The sequence below is a fragment of the Micromonospora vinacea genome, assembly GCF_015751785.1.
Taxonomy (GTDB): domain Bacteria; phylum Actinomycetota; class Actinomycetes; order Mycobacteriales; family Micromonosporaceae; genus Micromonospora; species Micromonospora vinacea.
On the sequence record NZ_JADOTY010000001.1, the window covers coordinates 749502 to 772219 of the forward strand.

At 72.4% G+C, this 22718-nt stretch carries 15 protein-coding genes; 2 read left to right on the forward strand and 13 right to left on the reverse strand.

Translation table 11 applies throughout. The annotated features are described in order from the left end of the window. Nucleotides 1–2: 2 nt before the first annotated feature. From IW249_RS03660 to prmC, 4 genes are all read right to left on the reverse strand, one after another. Nucleotides 3–2114 carry a transglycosylase domain-containing protein gene (locus IW249_RS03660; RefSeq protein WP_196919498.1) on the reverse strand — a complete coding sequence of 704 codons (2112 nt, stop codon included), beginning with the start codon at nucleotides 2112–2114 and terminating at the stop codon, nucleotides 3–5. 106 nt (nucleotides 2115–2220) lie between these two features. Further along, a complete protein-coding gene (locus tag IW249_RS03665; protein WP_196919499.1) occupies nucleotides 2221–2832 on the reverse strand; it encodes an arsenate reductase/protein-tyrosine-phosphatase family protein in 612 nt (203 codons plus the stop codon). Further along, entirely contained in the window at nucleotides 2833–3480 is a 648-nt protein-coding gene (locus IW249_RS03670) for an L-threonylcarbamoyladenylate synthase (RefSeq protein WP_091406475.1), read from the reverse strand. Continuing rightward, nucleotides 3480–4427 (reverse strand): peptide chain release factor N(5)-glutamine methyltransferase, encoded by a 948-nt coding sequence (prmC, locus tag IW249_RS03675; RefSeq protein WP_196919500.1) that lies wholly within the window; start codon nucleotides 4425–4427, stop codon nucleotides 3480–3482. The genes IW249_RS03670 and prmC overlap by 1 nt, the downstream gene beginning before the upstream one ends. 73 nt (nucleotides 4428–4500) lie before the next feature. Here prmC and IW249_RS03680 point away from each other — a divergent pair, with 73 nt between their 5' ends. Continuing rightward, nucleotides 4501–6045, forward strand: a complete 1545-nt coding sequence (locus IW249_RS03680) for a GGDEF domain-containing protein (RefSeq protein WP_196919501.1) — start codon at nucleotides 4501–4503, stop codon at nucleotides 6043–6045. Nucleotides 6046–6183: 138 nt separating this feature from the next. Here the strand turns inward: IW249_RS03680 and prfA are convergent, their stop codons facing one another. Together prfA and rpmE are read right to left on the reverse strand one after the other, a co-directional pair. Continuing rightward, nucleotides 6184–7272, reverse strand: coding sequence for a peptide chain release factor 1 (prfA, locus tag IW249_RS03685; protein ID WP_196919502.1), 1089 nt, complete (start codon nucleotides 7270–7272; stop codon nucleotides 6184–6186). A gap of 133 nt (nucleotides 7273–7405) precedes the next feature. Continuing rightward, a complete protein-coding gene (gene rpmE, locus IW249_RS03690) occupies nucleotides 7406–7630 on the reverse strand; it encodes a 50S ribosomal protein L31 (protein ID WP_030333150.1) in 225 nt (74 codons plus the stop codon). Between the two features lie 275 nt (nucleotides 7631–7905). Here rpmE and IW249_RS03695 point away from each other — a divergent pair, with 275 nt between their 5' ends. After that, complete coding sequence (locus IW249_RS03695) at nucleotides 7906–8802, forward strand: phosphatase domain-containing protein (RefSeq protein ID WP_196919503.1); 897 nt, start codon at nucleotides 7906–7908, stop codon at nucleotides 8800–8802. 44 nt (nucleotides 8803–8846) lie between these two features. Here IW249_RS03695 and IW249_RS03700 read toward each other — a convergent pair whose 3' ends face one another. The 7 genes from IW249_RS03700 to thrC form a co-directional block, all read right to left on the reverse strand. Beyond that, nucleotides 8847–12341, reverse strand: coding sequence for a phosphodiester glycosidase family protein (locus tag IW249_RS03700; protein WP_196919504.1), 3495 nt, complete (start codon nucleotides 12339–12341; stop codon nucleotides 8847–8849). A gap of 155 nt (nucleotides 12342–12496) precedes the next feature. Then, nucleotides 12497–14599, reverse strand: coding sequence for a transcription termination factor Rho (gene rho / locus IW249_RS03705; protein ID WP_196919505.1), 2103 nt, complete (start codon nucleotides 14597–14599; stop codon nucleotides 12497–12499). A gap of 297 nt (nucleotides 14600–14896) precedes the next feature. Beyond that, nucleotides 14897–15841, reverse strand: a complete 945-nt coding sequence (gene thrB, locus IW249_RS03710; RefSeq protein WP_196919506.1) for a homoserine kinase — start codon at nucleotides 15839–15841, stop codon at nucleotides 14897–14899. A 129-nt stretch (nucleotides 15842–15970) separates the two neighbouring features. Beyond that, a complete protein-coding gene (locus tag IW249_RS03715) occupies nucleotides 15971–17215 on the reverse strand; it encodes an MFS transporter (protein ID WP_196919507.1) in 1245 nt (414 codons plus the stop codon). An 11-nt stretch (nucleotides 17216–17226) separates the two neighbouring features. After that, entirely contained in the window at nucleotides 17227–18075 is an 849-nt protein-coding gene (locus tag IW249_RS03720) for a polysaccharide deacetylase family protein (RefSeq protein WP_307788506.1), read from the reverse strand. A gap of 127 nt (nucleotides 18076–18202) precedes the next feature. Continuing rightward, nucleotides 18203–21481, reverse strand: coding sequence for an efflux RND transporter permease subunit (locus tag IW249_RS03725; RefSeq protein ID WP_196919508.1), 3279 nt, complete (start codon nucleotides 21479–21481; stop codon nucleotides 18203–18205). Nucleotides 21482–21622: 141 nt separating this feature from the next. Next, entirely contained in the window at nucleotides 21623–22672 is a 1050-nt protein-coding gene (thrC, locus tag IW249_RS03730; RefSeq protein WP_196919509.1) for a threonine synthase, read from the reverse strand. Nucleotides 22673–22718: the final 46 nt, after the last annotated feature.

Genomic DNA, 22718 nt, shown 5'->3' on the forward strand with positions numbered 1-22718 from the left:
GGTCAGTTGCCGGCTTGGGGTCGGGCCTGGAAGGCGGCTCGTTCGCTCGGCGGGACGAAGTCGCGGACCGGTTGGTCGCGCAGGGCGAAGGCGAGCACCTCACCGACCGCGTTCACCATCTGGGCCTGCACCGCCTGACCGACCGCGTCCCGGGGATCGTCCGGGTTCGCGGCCATCGAGGCGACCGCGAGCTGCGGCGTGAACGCCACCACCGTCTCCGTCTCGTACCGCTCCGAGCTGCCGGTCTTGCCCGCCACCGGGCGGCCGAGCTTCGCCCGCAACCCGGGTGCGGTGGCGCCGTCACAGCGCCCGTACATCGACTGGTCGCCGACCGGGCAGCGGGCCGCGTCGGTGGCCGCCCGCGCCACGTCGGGGTCGAGCACCTGTCGGCAGTCCGGCTTGGCGGCGTCGACCGGCCGGCCGGCCGAGTCGGTGATCGAGACCACCGGAAGCGGCGCGCACCAGGTCCCCTCGGCCGCCACGGTGGCGTACGCGCCAGCCAGGTCCAACGGGGTGGTCGCGGCCACGCCCAGGGTGAACGGACCCCAGTCCTTCGCCCCGTAGCGGGCCAGCTTGGCGTCGGACTCGGCCCGCAGCACGATGCCGAGCCGCTCGGCCATCTCCACCACCCGGTCGGCGCCGACCTTCTCGGTGAGCCAGGCGAAGTAGGTGTTCACCGAGCGGCCGAACGCGCTCCACATGGTGCGGGGGCCGTCCATCGACGACGGGCTGGCGTTCGCCGGGCACCACCGTCCGTCGCAGCTCGCCTGCCCGGTCACCGGGAAGCGGGTGAGCAACTGGGTGGGCGCCACGAAGTCGGTCGACAGCGGCAGGCCGGACTCCAGCGCGGCCAGCAGGGTGAAGAGCTTGAACGTCGAACCGCCCTGGTACCCCTCGATCGCGCCGCCGCCGGCGATCAACTGGTTGACGGTGTTCGGGCGGTTCTTCTGCCCGACCGGGTTGTCCGCCACGCTGTAGGCCCGGTTCACCGACATCGCCAGCACCCGCCCGGTGCCCGGTTGCACCACGGCGGTGGGCACCGCCTCGGCCCTGGTCGTCGGATAGATCTTCAGTACCTGCTCGGTGGTGGCCCGCTGCACTCCCGGATCCAGCGACGACACGATCGAGAAACCGCCCCGGCGCAGCGCGCGCTGCCGCTCGTCGGCGGTCGCCCCGAACGCCGACTGGCTGCTCCACCAGCGGGTGAACCAGTCGCAGAAGAAGCCCCAGTCGTTGTGCGCGTCGGGCACGCCCGTGCAGTCGTTCGGGGTCTCGCTGGGCCGCAGTTGCAACGGCTCGGCGCGCGCCGCCGCCGCCGCGTCCGCCGGCACCTGCCCCGACTCCACCAGCCGCTCCAACACGTACGACCGCCGGGCCACAGCGCTGTCGGCGTCGCCGTTGATCGGATCGTCGCTGTCCGGCGAACGCACCAGACCGGCGAGCAGTGCCGCCTGGGCCAGGGTCAACTCGGCCGGGGAGCGGGAGAAGTACCGCTTACTGGCCGCCGCGATGCCGTACGCCCCGGCGCCGAAGTAGGCGATGTTCAGGTAGCGGGTCAGAATCTCGTCCTTGTCGAGTTCCCGCTCCAACGCGAGCGCGTACCGCATCTCCTGGAGCTTGCGGACGGTGGTGAGTTCGGTGGCGGCGTCCCGCTGCGCCTCGGTCAGCCGGGGGTCGTTGCTGAGCACGTTGCGGACGTACTGCATGGTCAGCGTGGAGGCGCCCTGCCGGGTCTGGCCGTCGCGCTTGTTGACTGTGAACGCGCGCACCACGCCCCGCAGGTCGACCCCGCTGTGCTGGTAGAACCGGACGTCCTCGGCGGCGACGATCGCCTGTCGCATCACCGGAGCCACCTCGTGCAGCGGCACGTCCACCCGGTCCTCCTGGTAGAAGGAGGTGATCACTGTGGTGCCGTCGTTGGCGTAGAGGTTGGAGCGCTGCGCGGTGGGCGGCGTCCGGAGTGTGTTCGGCAGCTCCGAGTACGGCGTCGACAGGGCGCTGAAGCCGATCCCGAAGACCAGGGCCACGGGCAGGGCGGCGGCGGCCAGCACCAGTCCGGCCAGCACTCCGGCGATCACCACGGTCAGCAGTTTGTCGAGTTGGGCCCGGATCATCAGCTCTCCCCGCAGGAGCCGGTCACGCTAGGACCCGTTCAGAATGACCCGGAATGCCCCTTTAGCCCTGGGTTTTCCACAAACCCGGAGGAAACTCGCACCACGCTCAGGGCAGCAGCGCGCCGGCCAGCGGGTGGACCGTCTCCTCGATCTCGTCGGCGACCCGGCTGAAGCACTGGTCGCCACGACCCCACGGGTCGTCCAGATCATCGGTGGTCAGCGCCGAAGCGCCCAGCCGCGCGTCGTGAGCCGCCGCCACCAGGGCCACCCCCCGGGCGTACACGGCCTCCGGGGTGGCGTCACCCGGCGGCAGCGCGGCAGCGTCCACAGCGGCCAGCAGCCGGCCGAACTCACCCAGCACGAACGTGCGGGCCGCCGCGTCCGGACGAAGCGCCACCACGTACTCCTGCTGGTCGGCGGTCGCGGTCAGGACCAGGTCGGCGGCGTCGATGTGGTCCGAGCGCAGCTTGCGCGCGGCGAACCCCGCCACGTCCCCACCACGGCCGGTGACCTGCCGGGCCGCCGGCGGGTTCATCTCCTCACCCGCGTGCCAGCCACCCGTGCCGGCGCTGTGGCTGTGCACCAGCTCCTCGGCCTGAGCCGGGTCCTGCGCACGCCGGGTCAGCCGCTCCCGCACCGCCAGGGCGAGCAGCCGCTCCGCCATCGGCGAGCGGCAGATGTTGCCCATGCAGACGTGCAGAACGGTGAACGGGGGCACTCAGACCGCCCGACCGTCGACGAGATCCGGAACCACGTCGCGCAGCTTCTCCAACGGGATCGCCCCGGCCCGCAACAGCTGCGGCACCTCACCGGTCAGATCCACGATCGTGCTGGGCACCGGGTCCGGGCAGGGCCCGGCCTCCAGATAGGCCCGCACCGAGTAGCTGAGCTGGTCACGCGCCTCGTCGGCGGTGACCGCGGCCGGCTGGCCGGTCTTGTTGGCCGACGAGACCGCCATCGGGCCGGTCTCGCGCAGCACCTCCAACGCCACCGGGTGCAGCGGCATCCGCACCGCCACCGTGCCGGTCTTGTCGCCCAGATCCCACTGGAGGCTCGGCGAGTGCTCGACAACGATCGTCAGGGCACCCGGCCAGAACGCCTCCACGAGGTCGCGAGCGGCGGTGGGCAGCGAGAAGACCAACCCGTCCAGGGTGTGCCGCGAGCCGATCAGCACCGGCGGCGGCATCTGCCGACCCCGGCCCTTGGCATCCAGCAGCGCCTTCACCGCGTACGGGGTGAACGCGTCCGCTCCGATCCCGTACACGGTGTCCGTCGGGAGAACGACCAGCTCGCCGTTCTTGACCGCCTCGATCGCCGCAGCGATGCCGCGGTCCCGATCGGCGGGCGACCGGCAGTCGTAGAGCATCACGAGGAGTCAGTCTGCCACGCCGCCCCGATCGGGGCGTGCTGGCCGTCCGCCCGTCGGGACGCGGTGGCGTAGCGGGGACGCCCGGTGAGGTCCAGATGCTCCGCGACAGCGGTGAAGCCGCCGTCCTCGACGAGCAGCCTGGGCACCGCCGCGCCGTGGGTGTCGTCGTGCTCCACGCCGAACACGCCCCCCGGGCGCAACAGCACCGCCGCCCGGGCGACCACCGGCCGGATCACCACCAGACCGTCCGCGCCGCCGAAGACCGCCTCCGCCGGGTCGTGCCCGGCCACCTCCGGCGGGACCACCACGTCGTCCGGCACGTACGGCGGGTTGCAGAGCAGCACGTCCACCCGGCCCACCAGCTCCGCCAGCAGGTCCTGCGCTGTCACGTCGGCCTCGACCACCTCGATCGGCCGGTCCCCCGCCGCGGCGCGCTCCGCCGCGTTGCGCCGCAGCCAGGCCAGCGCCGCCGGGGACCGCTCCACAGCGATCACCCGCGCCCCCGGCACCTCCTGGGCAACCGCCAGCGCGATCGCGCCCGAGCCGCTGCACAGGTCCACCACCACCGGGTCGGGCCGGCCCTGGGCCTGCTCGACGCCCCAGCCGGCCAACAGCTCGGTCTCCGGCCGGGGCACGAAGACACCCGGGCCGACCGACAGTTCCAGGTGCCGGAACCCGGCCCGGCCGGTCAGGTGCTGCAACGGCTCACGCGCGGCGCGGCGGCGGGTCAGCTCGTCGAGCCGCGCCAACTGGTCGTCGCCGAGGTCGTCGGCGAGAGCCAGCCGACCCCGGGGAACTCCCAGCACGTACGCCGCCAGCACCTCGGCCTCCACCCGGGCGGAGGCGACCCCGGCGGCGGCGAGCGCGCGGGCCGCTCGGGCCACCGCGGCGGACGGCCGGATGGGGCCTGTCCCTTCGGGGGGGTGTTGCGGCAAAGTACTCACGACATAATCATGAAGCGTCGCGGGCGACGCGACGAACAGGTGCGCCCAGGCGCGCACGACAGGAGGTTGGCGGGTGGGCTGGCTCGACCGGGTCGATGACCAGGTTGACGCCCTCACGCACGCCCGGGCGTTGCAGGAGGCCAGCCGCTCCGCGGAGTCGTACGTCCTGCTGGAGCGTGTGATCCGCACCACCACCGACCCGGCGGCGCGAGCGGACGCGATGGTGCAGCGCCTCTCCGCGCTGATCAATCTCGGTCGCACCGCGGAGTTCACCCGGGCCATCGAAGAGGCGTCGGCGGCGGTCCGCGACCTCGCGGAGCCCTACCTGCACGGCCACCTCAACGCGCTGGCCGCGCTCGCCGCGCACCACCAGGGCGCACTGGACCGCTGCGTCATGCACCTCGTCCGGGCGGCCCGCGCGCTGGGCGCCGTCGCCGACCCGGACCGGGACACCGCCTGGGGCTGGCACGACCTGGCCATGGCCTACAGCTACCTCAGCTTCCACGGGTACGCCCTGGGCGCCATCGAGCGGGCCCGGCAGCTCGGGCTGACCGCCGGCATCCCGGAGGAGACGTTCGCCGCGCCGGGCATCCGGCTGCGCAACGCCGTGGCCCTGGACCACAACGGCGACAGCGACGGTTGTCTGCGGGTGCTCCGGGACGTGGCCGCCGACCTGGCCCGCTTCGTCCGCGCCGGGCGGGCCGACCAGCTCCGCCCGAGCAGTCTCGCCGCCTACGGCTACGCGGCGGCCCGACAGGCCGCGCTCGGCGACCAGGTGGCGACCGAAGGCCCCGAGCCGGCCCGGTTGATCAGCCACGGTGGGGACAGCGCCCGCGCCCGCGACCTGCGTCAGCTCGGGCAGGTGTGCCTCGCCGTCGCCGACGGTCGGCCGATCGAGGCGGTCGCCCGACTGGACACCGTCCAGGTGTCCAACGAGACCCTCGGGGCGGCCGAGCCGGCCCGGCTACGCAGCATCGCGCTGACCCGCGCCGGGGACCACCTCTCCGCGCACCGGGCCGACCGGCTGGCGTTCCGGCTGGCCGCGCAGCGCAACGACCGGCTGCGCGACGTCTACATCGACGGCATCGCCGCCCGCATCGACCACGAGGAGATGCGCCGCGAGGCGGCGCGCTTCGAGGGCGAGGCGTTGACCGACCCGCTCACCGGGCTGCCCAACCGCCGCCGGCTGGAGCGGTACATCACCGCCGTTGTCACCCGCGGCGAGCAGGTGGTGATCGGCGTGTGCGACCTGGACGGCTTCAAGGCGGTCAACACCCGCCACGGGCACCACTCCGGCGACCTGGTGCTGCAACGCATCGCCGGTGTGATCAACCGGGTGATGCGCCGGGGCGACTTCGTGGCCCGCTACGGCGGTGACGAGTTCGTGGTGGTGCTGCCGGACACCGGCATGGCCGAGGCCGCAGAGGTGGCCCGCCGGATCGAGGCCGCGGTTCGACTGGAGGACTGGGAGTCGTTGGTGCCGGGCACCCCGGTCGGGGTGAGCATCGGCTTCGCCGAGGTCTCCGGTGGCAGCGGGCTGCGCGACGCGCTCAGCGTCGCGTTCGAGCAGGCCGACCGCGAGATGCTCCGCGCCAAGACCCGCCCCCGCGCGAGCTGACCCTCCGGCCAACGCTGCCGCTGGCGCTGGCGTCGATCAAGGAGTCGTGGTGCCCCACGAAAGCCCCACGACCTGACATTTCGCCCACCGCAACTCCATGATCGACGGGCGCGGCGAGGCAGTCCGGGCGTGCCGCGGTCAGCGGCGGGTCAGCTCGGTGTCGCCGGCGAGCCGGGCGGCCCGGTCGGCCTCGGTGAGGGCGTCCAGCACCCCGTCCAGCTCGCCGCCGAGCGCCAGATCCAGGTTGTACGCGGTGTAGCCGATCCGGTGATCGGTGATCCGGTTCTGCGGGAAGTTGTAGGTGCGGATCCGCTCCGAGCGGTCCACGGTGCGCACCTGGGCCTTGCGCGCGTCCGAGGCGGCGGCGTCGGCCTGCTCCTGCGCCGCGGCGAGCAGCCGGGCCCGCAGGATCCGCATCGCCTGCTCCCGGTTCTGCAACTGGGACTTCTCGTTCTGGCAGGAGACGACGATGCCGGTCGGCAGGTGGGTGATCCGCACCGCCGAGTCGGTGGTGTTCACCGACTGGCCGCCCGGGCCGGACGAGCGGAACACGTCGATGCGCAGGTCGTTCTGGTCGATCGTGACGTCGACGTCCTCGGCCTCCGGCAGCACCAGCACCCCGGCGGCGCTGGTGTGGATGCGGCCCTGCGACTCGGTCACCGGGACACGTTGCACCCGGTGCACGCCGCCCTCCCACTTGAGCCGCGACCAGACGCCGTTGCCGCCGTCCGGTACACCCTTGGTCTTGATCGCCAGGGAGACGTCCTTGACCCCGCCGAGGTCCGAATCCTGTGCGTCGATCACCTCGGTGACCCAGCCGTGCCGCTCGGCGTACCGGGTGTACATCCGCAGCAGGTCACCGGCGAACAGCGCCGACTCCTCGCCACCCTCACCGGCCTTGATCTCGACGATCACGTCCTTGGCGTCGTGCGGGTCGCGCGGAATGAGCAGCTCGGCGAGGCGCTCCTCCAGCACCGGCAGGGACCCGGCGATCGCGTCCGCCTCCGCCGCGAAGGACGGGTCCTCGGCGGCCAGCTCGCGGGCCGCGGCCAGATCGGCGCGGGCCTGCTCCAACTCGTCGGCGGCCTTGTGCAGCGGCACCAGCTCGGCGTACCGGCGGCCGACCCTGCGCGCGGTGGCCTGGTCGGCGTGGATGGCCGGATCGGCCAACCGCTTCTCCAGCTCCGCGTACTCGTCGAGAAGGCCGGCCAGACGCTCGCTGCTCATGCTGCGGATGCTCCTTCGACGGTGCGCGACGACCAGGCCGGGCCGGGAGGCCAGCGGCCGGGCGGAAAACGGAGGGAAAAGCGGACGGCGCCCGCGTCCGGTGGAAAACCGGACGCGGGCGCCGAACGGGGAGTTACTTGGCCTTCTTGGCCTGAACCTTGGCGTACTTCTGCTGGAACTTCGCGACCCGGCCGGCGGTGTCGAGAACGCGCTGCTTACCGGTGTAGAACGGGTGGCAGGCGCTGCAGGTCTCGGCGTGGATCGCCCCGCCCTTGGCGGTGCTGCGGGTCGTGAACGTGTTGCCACAGGAGCAGCTGACCTCGGTGGTCACGTACTCCGGGTGGATGTTTGCCTTCATCTCGCCTCGGTCCTCTCGTTGGTGGTCGCCGGGTCGCCGTCATCGCTCGTCGCGCCGTACGCGACGGGCTCGGGCGTGAACCGGAACCGGTGGCCGATTGACCAGTGTGCCATGGGCCTGAGCCGACCCGGTAATCGGGCCGCACACCTCGTCCGGCATCGTCAACACGTGCCTACCCGTCCGCATTCCCGCCGCCCGGCGGGGCATTCGCGCACCCGGCGGTCCGCCGCCAGGTACCCCGCCCGGGGTACGTCCGCCGAGCCGGAGGTGCGCCGATGACCCGTCTGATCGCCACCCGGGGACTGCCCGCCTCGGGCAAGACGACGTTCGCCCGCACGCTCCAGCCGTCCGTGTCGCGGGTCAACCGTGACGACCTGCGCCGGATGCTGCACGGCGAACGGCTGTTCACCCAGTGGGCCGAGGCGCAGGTGACAGCCGTACAGCAGGCTCAGGTCGAGGCGCTGCTGCGGGCCCGGGCGGACGTCTGCGTGGACGACACCAACCTGCGCGCGCGGACCCTGCGGGGCTGGGCCGAGCTGGCCGCCCGCCACGGCGCGGACTTCGAGGTGCACGACTTCACCGACGTGCCGCTGGACGAGTGCCTGCGCCGCGACGCCGCTCGCCCGGCCGCCGACCAGGTCGGCGCGGACGCGATCCGCCGGCTGCACGAGCGGTACCTCCAGGGGCGGGAGTTGCCCTTGCCGGTGCCGCAGGCCCGCACCGGACGCCCCGCGGTGGTGCACCCGCCGTCGACCGAGCCACCGGAGATCGTCCTGGTGGACATCGACGGCACCGTCGCGCTGGCCGTCTCCCGCAGCCCGTACGACATGACCCGGGTGGGCCAGGACCAGCCGAACACGGCGGTGATCGCGGCGGTCCGGGCGATGCACGCCGCCGGGTACGGGGTGGTCTTCTGCTCGGGGCGGGACGCCTCTGCCCGTGCGGCCACCGAGGCGTGGCTGGCGCGGCACGTGCGGGTGCCCTACCTGGGCCTGCACCTGCGGGCCGTCGGCGACTCCCGGAAGGACTCGATCGTCAAACGGGAGATCTACGACCGGGAGATCCGGGACCGTTACCGGGTGGCCGGCGTCTTCGACGACCGCGTCCAGGTGGTCCAGATGTGGCGATCCCTCGGCCTCACCGTCTTCCAGGTGGCCGACGGCGACTTCTGAGGTGTTCGGACGGACCCCCACGAGTGGGGGCCCGTCCGGACAGTTCACCCGGTGACGGTGATGGTGGCCTCGGCACGGGCGCCGTTGACCTCGACAGTCAGGCGTATCGGCGCGCCGGGTCGCAGTGCCGTCAGGGTGCCGGTGGCCGGGTCGAATCGGGCGGTGTGCCACTGGCGCACCCCGGCCGCCGCGCCGATGTGCACTCCCGGCGAGGCCGACCAGTCGGCGCTGACCGGTGCGGCCACCGGGACCGTACGCCCGCCGGGCTGGGTCAGCGTGGCGGTGACCGCCGCAGGGGCGCCGACCGCGATACTGGCCGGGGCGGCCACCGTGAGCCGGTCGGCGTGCGCGTGGAACTCCGCGTCCACCCAGCGTGGGCCCTCGGCGAGCGGGTTACGGCGGGCCCGGTCGGCTTCGGCCGGGGTCACCGGGTCCACGCCGAACTCCGTCCAGCCGGTGAAGCCGCCCTGGTCGGCGGGGGTGGACGGCGTCTTGCCCGCATTGCCGTTGATCACGTATGGCACCCCGTCCACCCGGTCGGCGTGGAAGGTGCCGACGTGCCCGCCCACGAACAGCGCGCCCTTGCCGGTGCGGTGCTGGAAGTCGGCCAGCCACTGCTCCAGCAGCGCCGCCTCCTTGCGGTCGCCGAGCTGGCTGGCCTGCGCCGGGCTGGGGTCGCGCGGCGGGTGGTGGTGCAGGACGACGACCGAACCCACGCGCCGGTCGGTGGCCGCCGCGTCCAGCGTCTCGCGGAGCATCCGTACCTGGTCGAAGCCGCCTCCGCGCAGCGTCCCGGTGGACGAGTTCAGCGTGACGAACCGGGTGCCGTTGTGGTCGAACACCCGGGAGGTGGCACCGAACACGGAGGCGAAGTTGCTGATCGGGGCACCCATGATCTCGTGGTTGCCGGGCACGTAGTACCAGGGCAGCGCGTCGCCCAACTCCTCGTCGAGGATCCGCCGGGCCAGCGCGAAGTCGGCAGGGTAGGCGGTGTCCACGAAGTCGCCGTTGATCAGGAGGAAGTCCGGCCGGGCCGCCCGCACCTCGCGCAACGTCCGCCGGGCCTGGGCGACCAGGTCGCTGTCCGGGTCGGCGGCGACGAACTGGGCGTCGGAGAGCACCGCGAAACGCCACGGCGCGCCGTCAACGGTGCCGTCGCGGATCACCACCCGATCGGTACGCGGGGCCACCTCCGGCGCGTCGACAGTCGGGGGCACCTTCGCCACCAGGTCGTCGATGATCACCTCGCTGGTGTACTGCGCCGCGGCGTTCGTCTCGGCCACGTAGAAGCGGCGTACCCGCACCGGGTACTGCACCCCGGCCGGCACCGCGAACTCCACGTACCGCCAGCCGGTCCAGGTGATCAGTGGGCCACGCAGCACGTGCTGGGTGTCCTGGGCGTCGTGCAGGTGCAGGCTGGGCCACTCCCCGGTGCCGTTGCCGTGGATCCACATCCCGAAGGCCTGCGGCTGACCGGGCACCTCGATCCAGGCGGGCGGGTCGGCGTACGCGGCCCGTGTGCCGGTGGACTGGCTGAAGTCGTACGACATTCGCAGGCCGGTGCCGGTGTGCCCCGGCGCCGGCGCTACCGAACCGCTGGCGCGGGCCTGGCTGAACCGCCAGGACGCGGCGTCGTCGAAACCGGCGACCGGCACGTCGGTCAGCCCGACGGTGACCGGCAGGACGGCGCTCGTGCGTCCGACGTGAACAGTCACCAGGCCCGAGCCGGTGTCGCGCAGCGCGACGACGGACAGGTTGCCGTCCCCGGTGGGAGTGATCCGCAGCAGGTCCCGGTCGTAGTCGACTGTGAGGTCGGCCGGCTCGATCGGCGCGGTGTTGCCTTCGGCGTCGTAACCGACCACGCCGACCACTGCGTCACCGTCCCGGCCGGCCAGTCCGACCCGCGGCTCGGTGGTGCCGATCCGGGCCAGCGGGCCGAGCACAGTGAGGTTCAGTGAGCCGGTGACAGGCCCCCGTGCGGCGGTGACCGTGCTGGCCCCCGGTGCGCCCGCGTGGAACACGCCACCACTGTCGACCCGGCCGCGGACCGCCGGGGTCGCCCGCCAGGTGGGGGCACCGGCCGCCGGGCCGTACGTCTCGTCGTACCCGGATGCGGTGAGGGTGCGGGTCAGCCCCGGGAAGACCCGGTCGGGCCGCCCGCCTCGCACCGGTGAGACGCCGGGGGCGGCCGTGGGGTCGCTGGCCGTCTCGACCCAGTAGCCGGTGAGTCGCCCGCTGCCCTTCGGCGCATAGATGGCCAGGCCGTTGGGCACGGCCCGCTCGCTGCCGTCGGAGGGACCGTTCTCCAGTTGCACGGCAGGCGCTCCCGGCTCCCGGGCCAGCAGCGTGGACGATCCGCCGCCATCCAGGTTGAGCGCGTGGTGGGCGCCCAGCTCGGCCATCATCCGGCCCATCTCGGTCTGCGTCACGCCGCGGCTGTCGACCTGCCGGCCGTCCACTGTCAACATGATCATCTTTCGGCCGTCGGCACTGAACCCGACGGCGGTTCGGGGGGCGAGGGTCGGGTCGGCGATGCTCTGCGCGACGCCGTCGCGGACCAGGACGTTGCCGCCCCCGACAGCCGCGTGCAGGGTGCTGCCGTCGGAGGGCTTCGGCCGCCAGGCCACCGCCACCGGGTCACCGGGGCGCAGGCCGGCCAGCGCGTCCGCGCCGAGGTCGCGGCCGAGCAGCACGGTGCTGCCGGCGACGATCGGGCCGCCACCGGCCACACTTCCCACAGCGGCCACCCGACCGTCGGTCACTGTGACCTCGACCACCCGGGCCGCGCCCTCCACGGCACGCTGCCGGGAGTACGTCCCCCACAGCTCGGTGAAGGCGCCGATGCCGTCGGCCTGCACCATGTTGTTGAACTGCGTCAGCGGGACCGGCCCGGTGGGCAGGGTGGCGCTGCCGTCGAAGTTCACCTCGATCACCCGTCCGAGCCCGTTCGTGGTGACCGCCACCGCGTTGCGGTGACCGCTGACCCCCGACTGGATCAGCTCGCCGTTCCGGACGCCGACGCCCTGGGCGGCACCGGAGTTGTTGATGTCGAAGAAGTCGCCGTTGACAGCGGCGACAGCGTGCGACTGGTCCACCGCCTTCCGCAGCGGCTCGGCCCGGCTGACCGCCCCGGAGTTGACGTAGTCGACGGTGGCGCCGCCGGCCAGGTCGGTGGTGAGCGCGTCGGCGCGCAGCCAGCCCTCGGCGTCGTACCTGTCGAAGGACGTCAGCTGCACGCCCGGCGCTACCGGCCGGGTGGCCTTCGTGGTCTCCAGCCCGCCGGCCGGCTCCAGACCACCGGCGCCGGCGGTCGGGGCGGTCGCGACCGTCGGGGCGGCGGCCAGGCTGACCGAGCCCGCCGGGCCGGAAGACGCGGGCGGCGCGTCCTCCGCGATGGTGGGTGAGGCCACGGCGGTCGAGGCCACGGTGGGCGGGTCGGTGGTGGGTGCGGCAGTGGCCGGCGGCGACAGGGCCAGGGCGAGCAGCGGCGTCAGCAGCAGGACGCCGGTGCGGCGGGCGGATCGTCTGCGGGTACGCATGGACGACAGTCAACCCGGCCATGAATAGAAGTTTCAATACCTGTCGACTGAACCGAAGGAAAATTCCATCAACTCACGGCGCGGTGTCGGGCCCGGAGACATGACGAAGGGGCACGGCCGCGACGGCCGTGCCCCTTGTCGTTACCCGGGGATGGTTACTCCCCCGGCGTCGACTTCGCGATCTGCATCAGGAACTCGATGTTCGTGCGGGACTGCTTGAGCCGGTCCAGCAGGAGATCCATCGCGGCCTGCGAGTCCAGCGAGTGCAGCACCTTCCGGAGCTTGTGGATGATGGCCAGCTCTTCCGGTGCGAGCAGGACCTCTTCCTTACGCGTACCGGACGGGTTGATGTCGATGGCCGGGAAGGTCCGCTTGTCGGCGATCTTCCGGTCCAGCTTCAACTCGGCGTTGCCGGTGCCCTTGAACTCCTCGAAGATGACCGTGTCCGCCATGGACCCGGTCTCCACCAGCGCCGTGGCGATGATGGTCAGCGACCCGCCGTTCTCGATGTTGCGGGCCGCGCCGAGGAAGCGCTTCGGCGGGTAGAGCGCGGTGGAGTCGATACCACCCGACATGATCCGGCCGCTGGCCGGCGCCGCCAGGTTGTACGACCGACCGAGCCGGGTCACCGAGTCGAGCAGCACGACGACGTCGTGCCCGAGCTCGACGAGGCGCTTGGCCCGCTCGATGGCCAGCTCCGCTACCGTGGTGTGGTCCTGCGGCGGACGGTCGAACGTGGCCGCGATGACCTCGCCCTTGATCGACCGCTGCATGTCGGTGACCTCTTCAGGCCGCTCGTCCACCAGCACCACCATCAGGTGGCACTCCGGGTTGTTGCGGGTGATCGCGTTCGCGATCGCCTGCAGCACCATGGTCTTACCCGCCTTCGGCGGAGACTGGATGAGTGCCCGCTGGCCCTTGCCGATCGGCATGACCAGGTCGATGACCCGGGTGGTCAGGATGTGCGGCTCGGTCTCCAGCCGCAGGCGCTCCTGCGGGTAGAGCGGGGTGAGCTTGTAGAACTCCGGACGACGCCGGGCCTCCTCGGGCTCCATCCCGTTGATCGTGTCCAGCCGCATCAGCGGGTTGTACTTGTCGCGCCGCTGGTCACCGCTGTTGCCGCCCTCGCGGGCCGCCCGCACCGCACCGGTGATCGCGTCACCGCGGCGCAGGCCGTACTTCTTGATCTGGGACATCGAGACGTACACGTCGTTCGGGCCGGCCAGGTAGCCGGTCGTCCGCACGAAGGCGTAGTTGTCGAGCACGTCGATGATGCCGGCCACCGGGACGAGCACGTCGTCCTCGTTGACCTGCGGCTCACGCCCGCCGGTGTCGGCACCGGTCTCGGTGCGCTCGCCGCGCCCGCGGCGACGGTCCCGGAAACGGCTGCGCCGGCCGCGCCGGCCGCCACCCTCGCCGTCGTCGTCGTCGTTGTCCCGCTCGGCGCGCTGACCACGGTCGTTGCGGTCGTTGCGGTCACCGCGGTCGGGTCGGTCGTTACGCTCGGCCCGCTCACCCCGGTCGGAACGCTCGCCCCGGTCGTTGCGCTCGCCACGCTCGGCCCGCTCGCCACGCTCGGTCCGCTCGCCACGCTCGCCACGCTCGGTCCGCTCGGCACGCTCGCCACGGTCGGTCCGCTCGCCACGCTCGGTCCGCTCGCCACGGTCGGCACGCTCGGTCCGCTCGCCACGCTCCGGGCGCTCGGCCCGCTCGCGGCGGTTCTCGCCACGGTCGGCCCGCTCGCCGGCTTCCGCCTCGTCGGTACGCGTCTCGGTCGCACGCGTCTCGTTCACACGCGTCTCGGTCGCACGCGCCTCAACGGGGCGCGCCTCGGTGGCACGGGCCTCCGCCGTCGCGGTCCGGCTCCGCCGGGTGCGGGTGCGGCCCTCGGTCTCGGCGGCCGGCTCGGCCGGCGCCTGCTCGGCACCGCGACCTTCGGCGGCCGGCCGGTCGGCGGTCTCCCGCACCTCGGCGCGCACCCCCTCACGGGTCGGGGCGGCCGCGGCCGCGACCTCGGCCCGGGGTCGAGGGGTCCCGGCGGCGTTGCCGCCCTGCCGCTCGGAAATCGCGGCGATCAGCTCGCCCTTGCGCATGCGAGCCGTGCCGGAGATGCCGAGCGACGCAGCCAGGCTCTGCAGCTCTGGCAGCAGCATCGCCGACAGACCGGTGCCGCTACGCCGACGACGGGCGGGAGCGGCGGCGGTGGCATCGCCAGCGACGTTGGAAACATCCGACGTCACGTCGGTGGTGTCGCTCAATGGATTCCTTCCCTCGATAAGGCCGGGACTGCCCGGAGTCGGAACTCAGGTGGCCGGGCGGCCTCGGTGCACCCGCCTCGCAAGGACGCGTCGCGGGAGTCTGTGACACAGCAGCCGGTCGGTATCCCGACTCACCAACATCGGTGAGCAGGTCTCGCCGTCTGCGGCGACCTGTGGAAACTGCGGTGCGGCGTGGGCCTTTGGCAGGGGTAGACGGGCTGACCGCCGAGAGCTTCGGGGGTGCGCCGCCCCGCAGGAGATCGCGTGCTTCGCGGCTGTGCTAGGTCTAGAGCGTAATCAACTCTTCCGACCTGCGGCAACAGGGTCCCGCTCGGCGTGTCCAAGTCTACCCCGTGCGACCCGTGCGCCGCTGACGTCTATCGGTAACTGCCAGATCTCCCAGTCTGTTCCCACCGGGAAGCCCGCTGGAGGCTCGCTGAGCGCCAGCACAGTCGGCCCCGCCCCACTGACCACAGCCGCCACACCGGCCTCGCGCAACGCGCTGACCAGGGCAAACGTGCCGGGCATTCCGGCTGCCCGGTAATCCTGGTGGAGCCGGTCGACGGTGGCCGGCAGCAGCAGGGTCGGGGCCGTGGTGAGCGCGTGCACCAGCAGCGCGGCCCGCCCCGCGGTCAACGCGGCGTCGCCGTGCGGCACGGTGGCCGGCAGAGCCGCCCGCGCGGTCGCGGTCAATCCGCGTTCCGCCGGGACGAAGACGGTGGGTCGCACCGCTTCGGCGACCGGCAGGGACACCGCCCGGGCGCCGCCCGGCTCGGACCAGGCCACTGTGAAGCCGCCGAGCAGGCACGGCGCCACGTTGTCGGGGTGGCCCTCGATCTCGGCGGCCAGCCGGAGCGCGCCGTCGTCGTCGAGGCGGTGCTCCCCATCGACGACGAGGGCCCGGGCCAGCAGCACCCCGGCGACGATCGCGGCGGACGAGGAGCCCAGCCCACGTGCCTGGGGGATCCGGTTGACGCACTCCACGCTCAGCCCTGCGGGGTGGGCCCCGAGCACGTCGAACGCGGCGCGCATGGCCCGCACCACCAGGTGCCGGTCGTCGTCGGGCAACTCACCGGCGCCCTGACCGGTCACTGTCACCCGGACGCCGGAGGACGCGACTTCGGCGGCCACGTCGTCGTAGAGCCCGAGGGCGAGACCCAGCGCGTCGAAGCCCGGGCCCAGGTTGGCGCTGGTCGCGGGAACCCGGACCCGGACCGGCCCGGCGGCGAAGTTCGTCGGCACGCGCTCATGCTAGGGCGTGTGTCAAAGTCCTCGGTCGAGCCGCCGCAGGCCGGTCAGGGGCTTTGACACACGCCCTCGCGCTCGGCACCGACGAACCGACGTCGCGCCCGCTGCCTGGGACCGCCGAGTTCAGCCGGCCGGGTTCGGGACCGGCTCGGCGGCCGGATCGGTGAGCGAGAGCCGGCGCGTGGCGATCCGCCAGCCGACCGCGTACACGAGGGTGATCAGACCGCAGCCGGCGAGCACCACCCGCTCGTCGACCGTGTCCACCACCAGGGCCACCGCCAGTTGGCTCACCGAGATCGCCAGCGTCGCCAGCATCATGTCGGTGGCGAAGACGCGGCCCCGCAACCGGTCGGGGACCTCACCCTGGAGGGCGAAGTTCGACATCACCCAGTTGCTGCCACCCGCGAAGTGCGCCACGAAGACCAGCAGCAGCACCAGAGGAAACCAGCGCACCACCGAGGTGCCCAGGTAGGACAGGCCGTAGAGCGACATGGACAGCGCGAGCCCGGGCAGCAGCCAGGCCCGGTTGGTCAGCACCCGGCGCATCAGGATCGGCCCGACCAACGCTCCCGCGCCGCGTACCGCGAAGAGCAGTCCGGCCCCGAGCGGGCCGACACCATACACACCGGCCAGCAGCGGGAACACGGTCAGCACGCCGTTGCCCAGGCCCACCGCCGACTTGACAGTGACCAGCGCGAGCACCCGGGGGCGGTGACCGATGTAGCCGAGCGCCTCACGGACCGCCGGCCAGGTGCGCTGGGCCGGTTGGTCGGCGTCCCGGGGCGCCTGCAACGGCCGGCGGATCCGGGTGGCGAGGGCCGCGGCCATCACCAGGCCCGCCGCCGCCACCCAGAAGCAGGCGTACGGGCCGGCGGCGGTGCTGAGCACGCCGCCGAGCGAGGCACCGACCACTGTCATGGTGCCCCAGGCCGAGCCGGCGACGGCGTTGCCGGCGGCGAGTTCGTGTGGCTCCAGCACATTGGGCAGCGCGGCCTGGGCGGCCGGCGAGTAGAACGCCTTCGCGACCGCCACCACGCCGATCGCAACCAGCGCCAGCCACGCCGTTCCGGCGTTCCGCACGCCGAGCAGCAGCAGCACGCCGGCCAGCGCGGCCACGTTCGCGGCGATCATGATCTTCCGGCGGTCGAAGCGGTCGGCGATCGTGCCGGTGTACGGCAGCAGCAACGCCACGATGCCGGTGTCCACCGCCAACACCAGCGCGCCCCAGACGCCGCTGCCGGTCAGGTGCGGCAGCAGCACCAGCAGCGGCACCATGACGAACCAGTCGGCGCCGAACACCACCAGCTCGGCGAGGAACAGGTTGCGGAAGCTCCGATTGCCGGTCAGAACCGAGAGGGTGGACGCCACGGAGCGCGACCCTACCCGGTCGGTGTCGGGCCCACACCCGCTCCCAGCAGCGTCGAGACCGTGACGAATGTGTAACCGCGCGACCGGAGCCCGTTGATCATGTCGGTCAGGCCGCGCAGTGCGACCAGCCGCCGCCGCGCCCCCACATCGTGGCCGAGCACGATCGTTCCCGGTCGGACGCCGGCCACGATCCGCTGGGCGTGGCCGGCTGGATCGCCGGGGAACTCACGCTCCGCCATCTGCAACGACCAGAACACCACCCGATAGTCCAGCCGGGCCGCCGCGTGCAGCACCGCCCCGCCCAGGTGGCCGTACGGCGGACGGAGGAGCACCGGCGGCGTCCCGGTCAGGTCGGTGATCACGTCGTGGCTGCGGCGCAGGTCCTCGTACGTCTCGGCGGCGTCCAGTTCGGCCAGGTCCCGGTGCTCCCAGCTGTGGTTGCCCACCTCGTGCCCGGTGAGGCGGTCGCGGACGACGTCGGCGTGCCGGCGGACCTGCGCTCCGACCATGAAGAAGGTGGCCGGAACCCGGTGCTGGGCCAGGGTGTCGAGCACCATCGGGGTCCACTGTGGTGCGGGGCCGTCGTCGAAGGTGAGGGCCACCAGACGCTGGTTGGTCCTTCCCGACCAGGTGATCTCCAGCGCGCCGGAGCGGACGTCCTGCTGACCGTTGCCGAGGGTGGCGCTGGCGGGGCCGCCGGCGATCGGCATCCGGCGATGGGTGATCCACCACGCCTCGGACGTCCCGGCACCGATGGCCATACCGCCGACCACCAGCAGGCCACGGCGCAGCAGGTCGCGTCGTCCCCACCCGCGCGCCCTCTCGGCCGTCCGCCCGTCCCGCTCCACCCACACCCCCACCCATCCACGAAGAGTATGCAAGAAGTTACACAAAGTGTGGGTCGGTCGAGTCGGAGTGTTTCGGTCGGATAGACCGGGAACGCCCCCGGCGAAAATCCGCCGGGGGCGTTCCGAATCGCGCTTCGACCTACTCGGTCGGCTCCGCCGGAGGCAGTGGCGAGGTACGGCTACGGGGCAGCCGCAGCACCTCGAACTGGTCCGTGCCCTCCACCAGCGCGGCCGACGGCGCGGGTCGCCCGGCCGGCTGGGTGGCCTCGGCCGTAGCCGGGGCGGGCGTGTCGCTCGGCACCGCGACCTGGTTCGGGGCCGGCACCTCGTCGGTCTCCGTCGTGGTCACCGCCGACCCGCCGGAGCGCCGCCGTGCGCGCCGACTCCGCAGCGACTCCTTGGTGTGCTCCACCATCGTGTAGAGCGTCGGCACCAGGATCAGCGTGAGCAGCGTCGAGCTGAGCAGACCACCGATCACCACGACCGCCAGCGGCTGCGAGATGAAGCCACCCTCGCCGGTCAAGCCGAACGCCATCGGCAGCAGCGCGAAGATGGTCGCCACGGCCGTCATCAGGATCGGGCGCAGCCGGCGACGGCCACCTTCGACCACCGCCTCCCGGACCCCCATGCCCTGCGCCCGATACTGGTTGATCAGGTCGAGCAACACGATCGCGTTTGTCACAACGATGCCGACCAGCATCAGCACACCGATCAGCGCCGGCACACCGAGCGGCGTCCCAGTGACCAGCAGAAGGCCGATCGCGCCGGTCGCCGCGAACGGGATGGAGATCAGCAGGATCAGCGCCTGGGTGAGGCTACGGAACGTGGCCACCATGATCAGGAAGACGATGGCGATCGCGGCCAGCACCGCCAGGCCCAGGTCCGCGAAGGCGTCCGCCTGATCCGCGCTGACACCACCGATGGTGAAACTCGCGCCCGGCACGTTGATGCCGTCCAGCCGCGTCTGCAACTCCTTGCTGGTCGCGCCCAGGTTCGAGCCGGTAGCCGCGCCGGTCACCGACACGCTGCGCTCACCGTCGATGCGGGTGACCTGCTGCGGCCCCTCGCTTTGGGTGACCTGCGCGATGTCCCCCAGCTTGACCGGGCCCACCGGCAGTGCCCGCAGCTCCGCCACTGTCATCGGCGGCTGCGTGCCCAACCGCAGCACCACGTTCTGCTGCTGGCCGTCGAGCGCGACCTGACCCAGCGGCGCTCCCCGGAACGCCTGCGACACGATCTGCCCCACGGCGGCCTCGGTGAGCCCGACCCGACCGGCGGCGACCCGGTCGACAGTCACGTCGACCCGCGGCACCCGCGCGGCCAGGCTGGTGGAGACGTCCTCCACGTCCGGGACGCCGGCCATCGCGGCCCGCGCCTCCTCGGCCGCCCGGGTCAGCACCTCCGGGTCGCTGGCCTGGACGATCACCTCCAGCTGGCTGGTGGACGCCTCCTGCCCGCCACCGAAGCTGATCTCACCCACACCGGCGCCGAGCTTGTCGAACTCCTTGCGCAGCACCTCGCGCATCTGCTTGGCGTCGGTGTCACCGCCGAGCGCCAGCGACCAGCTGGCGACGTTGTTGCCGCCGCCGCCCGCCCACGGGTTGTCCCCACCGCCCGCTGTCACCTGGTACGTCTCGACGCCCTCGGTGCGGGACAGCACCGACTCGACCTGCTTTGCCGCCGCGTCGGTGGCCGCCAGGCCACTGCCGGCCGGAAGCTCCTGGCTGATGTTGAGGGTGTCCTGGCCGGAGTCGTCCAGGAAGTTGGTCTCCAACTTCTGCGCCAGACCGAAGGTGCCGAAGAGCACCAGCAGGCCGAGCCCGACGGTGATCCAACGGGTCGACCGCTTGCGGGTGGCGAACCCGATCACCGGCAGGTACGCCCGCTGCAACGGGCTGCGCAGCTCCTTCTCCTCCGCGGCGTGCCGTACCGCCTCGTCGTCCGCGGTGCCGCCGCGCGGCTTGAGGAACCAGTACGCGAGGACCGGGATGACGGTCAGCGACACCAGCAGCGAGGCGAGCAGGGCCACCGTCACGGTGATCGCGAAGGGCGCGAAGAGCTGGCCCACGAATCCGCCGACCAGCGCGATCGGCGCGAACACCGCCACCGTGGTGAGGGTGGACGCGGTCACCGCACCGGCCACCTCCCGGACGCCGGTGATGATGGCGTGCCGCTTCTCCTCGCCGTACTCCAGGTGTCGTTTGATGTTCTCCAACACCACGATCGAGTCGTCCACCACCCGGCCCACCGCGATGGTCAACGCGCCGAGGGTGAGCAGGTTGAGCGAGTAGTCACCGATCCACAGGGCGATCAGCGCCACCAGCACGGAGAGCGGGATGGAGACCGCTGTGACCACCGTCGAGCGCACCGACAGCAGGAAGACCAGGATGACGATGACCGCCATCACGAGGCCCAGCAGGCCCTCGGTGGTCAGCGACTCGATCGACTTCTCGACGAACGGCGCCTGGTCGAAGACCACTGTCAGCTCCGCGCCGGAGGCGTCCTTCAGGTCGTCGAGCCGGTCGCGGATCTCGTGCGAGATCTGCACAGCGTTGCCGTCCGGCGCCGCGGTGACCGCGATGCCGAGGCTGTCCTTGCCGTTGGTCCGGGTGATCGCCGTGGCCGGAGCGAGCTGCTGCTCGACCGTCGCCACGTCACCGAGGCGGACCGGTGCCGCAGCCGGGGCGACCACGATGCCGCGCAGCTCCTCCACCGTGGCGATCGGCGTGCCGACCTGCACCGGAAGGGCCAGCGCGCCGTCGGTCACCACGCCGGCCGGAACCGCCACGCCGTTGGTCTTCAGCGCCGCGCCGATCGCCGTCGGCTGGATCTTCGCGGCGGCCAGCTTCGCCGGGTCCGGGGTGACCACCACGACGTTGTCGCGGGTGCCGGTCACCTCGACAGTGCGTACCCCCTCGATGCCCTCCAGCTCCGGCACCACTGTGGCGCGCAGCTTCTCGGCGAGCGCCCGCTCGTCAGCCGTGCCGGCCGCGGCCAGCACCACCGCCGGGAGGTCGTCGGTGCTACCCGCGATGACCTGCGGGTCGACGCCCTCCGGCAGCTGGGCGTCGATCCGGCTCAGCGCGGTCTGCATCTTGTTGACCACGTCGTCGAGGTCGGTGCCGAACTCGTAGGTCACCTGCACGGTGGCCGCGCCCTCGCGCGACGTGGAGGTGACCTTGTCCAGCCCCGGGATGCCCTGGAGGGCATTCTCGATCGGCTCGGTCACCTGCGACTCGACGATCTCGGGGCCGGCGCCGGGGAAGGGGGCCACGATGAACGCGGCCGGGAACTCGAGCGACGGCAGCAGTTGCTGCTTCAGCGACGGAACGGCGAACGCTCCGAACACCGTGGTCACCACCGCGATGAGGGCAATCAGCCCTCGGTTGGCGAGGCTGAATCTGGCGAGCAGCGACATCGGCCTGGCTCACTCCTGAACGAGAATGCGGGCGGGGATACCCGAAAGTGTGCCGGACTCGCATACCTCGGCCCCCGCCGCCCCCGGGCCGCCCCGCCGTCCGCCTACCCGCCGTCGATCACCGCCCGGACGGTGGCGCGCTCAGACCAGGTCGAGGGCGCGGGCTGCGGCCAGCGGGTCGTTCGCGATGGTCACCGGCGCCGGCGCGGTCGAGATCGCCCATTCCGGGTCCTTCAGCCCGTGGCCGGTCACCGTGCAGACCACAGTGGAACCGGGCGGCACCGCGCCCGCCGCGGCCTGCTGCAACAGGCCGGCCACGCTGGCCGCGCTGCCCAGCTCGACGAAGACCCCCACCTCGCGGGCGAGCAGACGGTACGCGGAGAGGATCTCCCGGTCGGTCACCGACGCGATCAGGCCACCGGAGGCGTCCCGGGCATCCAACGCCTTGGTCCAGCTCGCCGGGTTGCCGATCCGGATCGCGGTGGCGATGGTCGACGGCTCCGGCACCACCTGGCCGGTCACGATCGGGGCCGCCCCGGCGGCCTGGAAGCCGTACATCTTCGGGGTGCGGGTGGTGGCGCCGGCGGCCAACTCCTCCGAATATCCCATCCAGTACGCGGAGATGTTGCCCGCGTTGCCGACCGGCAGGCAGTGGATGTCGGGCGCGTCACCCAGCGCCTCGACGATCTCGAAGGCGGCCGTCTTCTGGCCGTGCAGCCGGTCGATGTTCACCGAGTTGACCAACGCGACCGGGTAGTCCTGGGCGAGCTTGGCGGCCGTCGCGAGGCAGTCGTCGAAGTTGCCGTTCACCTGGAGCAGCTTCGCGCCGTGCACCAGCGCCTGGGCCAGCTTGCCCAGCGCGATCTTGCCCTGCGGCACCAACACGGCACAGGTCAACCCCGCCCGGGCCGCGTACGCCGCGGCGGAGGCGCTGGTGTTGCCGGTGGAGGCGCAGATGATGGCCTTGTTGCCGGCCTCGACCGCCTTGGACACCGCGAGGGTCATCCCCCGGTCCTTGAAGGAGCCGGTCGGGTTGGCGCCCTCCACCTTGAGGTGCACGTCGCAACCGAGCCGGGCGGACAGCACCGGCGCCGGCAACAGCGGGGTGTTCCCCTCGTGCAGGGTGACGACCGGCGTGGCAGCGGTGACCGGCAGCCGATCCCGGTACGCCTCGATCAGACCCCGCCACATGTCGTTCTCCTCGTCTCTACCGCCGCGCCCAGCCGAGCATCAGGGC

What these genes read in the sequence shown, in the direction of transcription:
- IW249_RS03660 (WP_196919498.1), bottom strand. Translation starts at nt 2,114, where the DNA reads ATGATCCGGGCCCAACTCGACAAACTGCTGACCGTGGTGATCGCCGGA.
- IW249_RS03670 (WP_091406475.1), bottom strand. Translation starts at nt 3,480, where the DNA reads ATGCTCTACGACTGCCGGTCGCCCGCCGATCGGGACCGCGGCATCGCT.
- prfA (WP_196919502.1), bottom strand. Translation starts at nt 7,272, where the DNA reads ATGAGCAGCGAGCGTCTGGCCGGCCTTCTCGACGAGTACGCGGAGCTG.
- rpmE (WP_030333150.1), bottom strand. Translation starts at nt 7,630, where the DNA reads ATGAAGGCAAACATCCACCCGGAGTACGTGACCACCGAGGTCAGCTGC.
- IW249_RS03695 (WP_196919503.1), top strand. Translation starts at nt 7,906, where the DNA reads ATGACCCGTCTGATCGCCACCCGGGGACTGCCCGCCTCGGGCAAGACG.
- IW249_RS03700 (WP_196919504.1), bottom strand. Translation starts at nt 12,341, where the DNA reads ATGCGTACCCGCAGACGATCCGCCCGCCGCACCGGCGTCCTGCTGCTG.
- IW249_RS03725 (WP_196919508.1), bottom strand. Translation starts at nt 21,481, where the DNA reads ATGTCGCTGCTCGCCAGATTCAGCCTCGCCAACCGAGGGCTGATTGCC.
- thrC (WP_196919509.1), bottom strand. Translation starts at nt 22,672, where the DNA reads ATGTGGCGGGGTCTGATCGAGGCGTACCGGGATCGGCTGCCGGTCACC.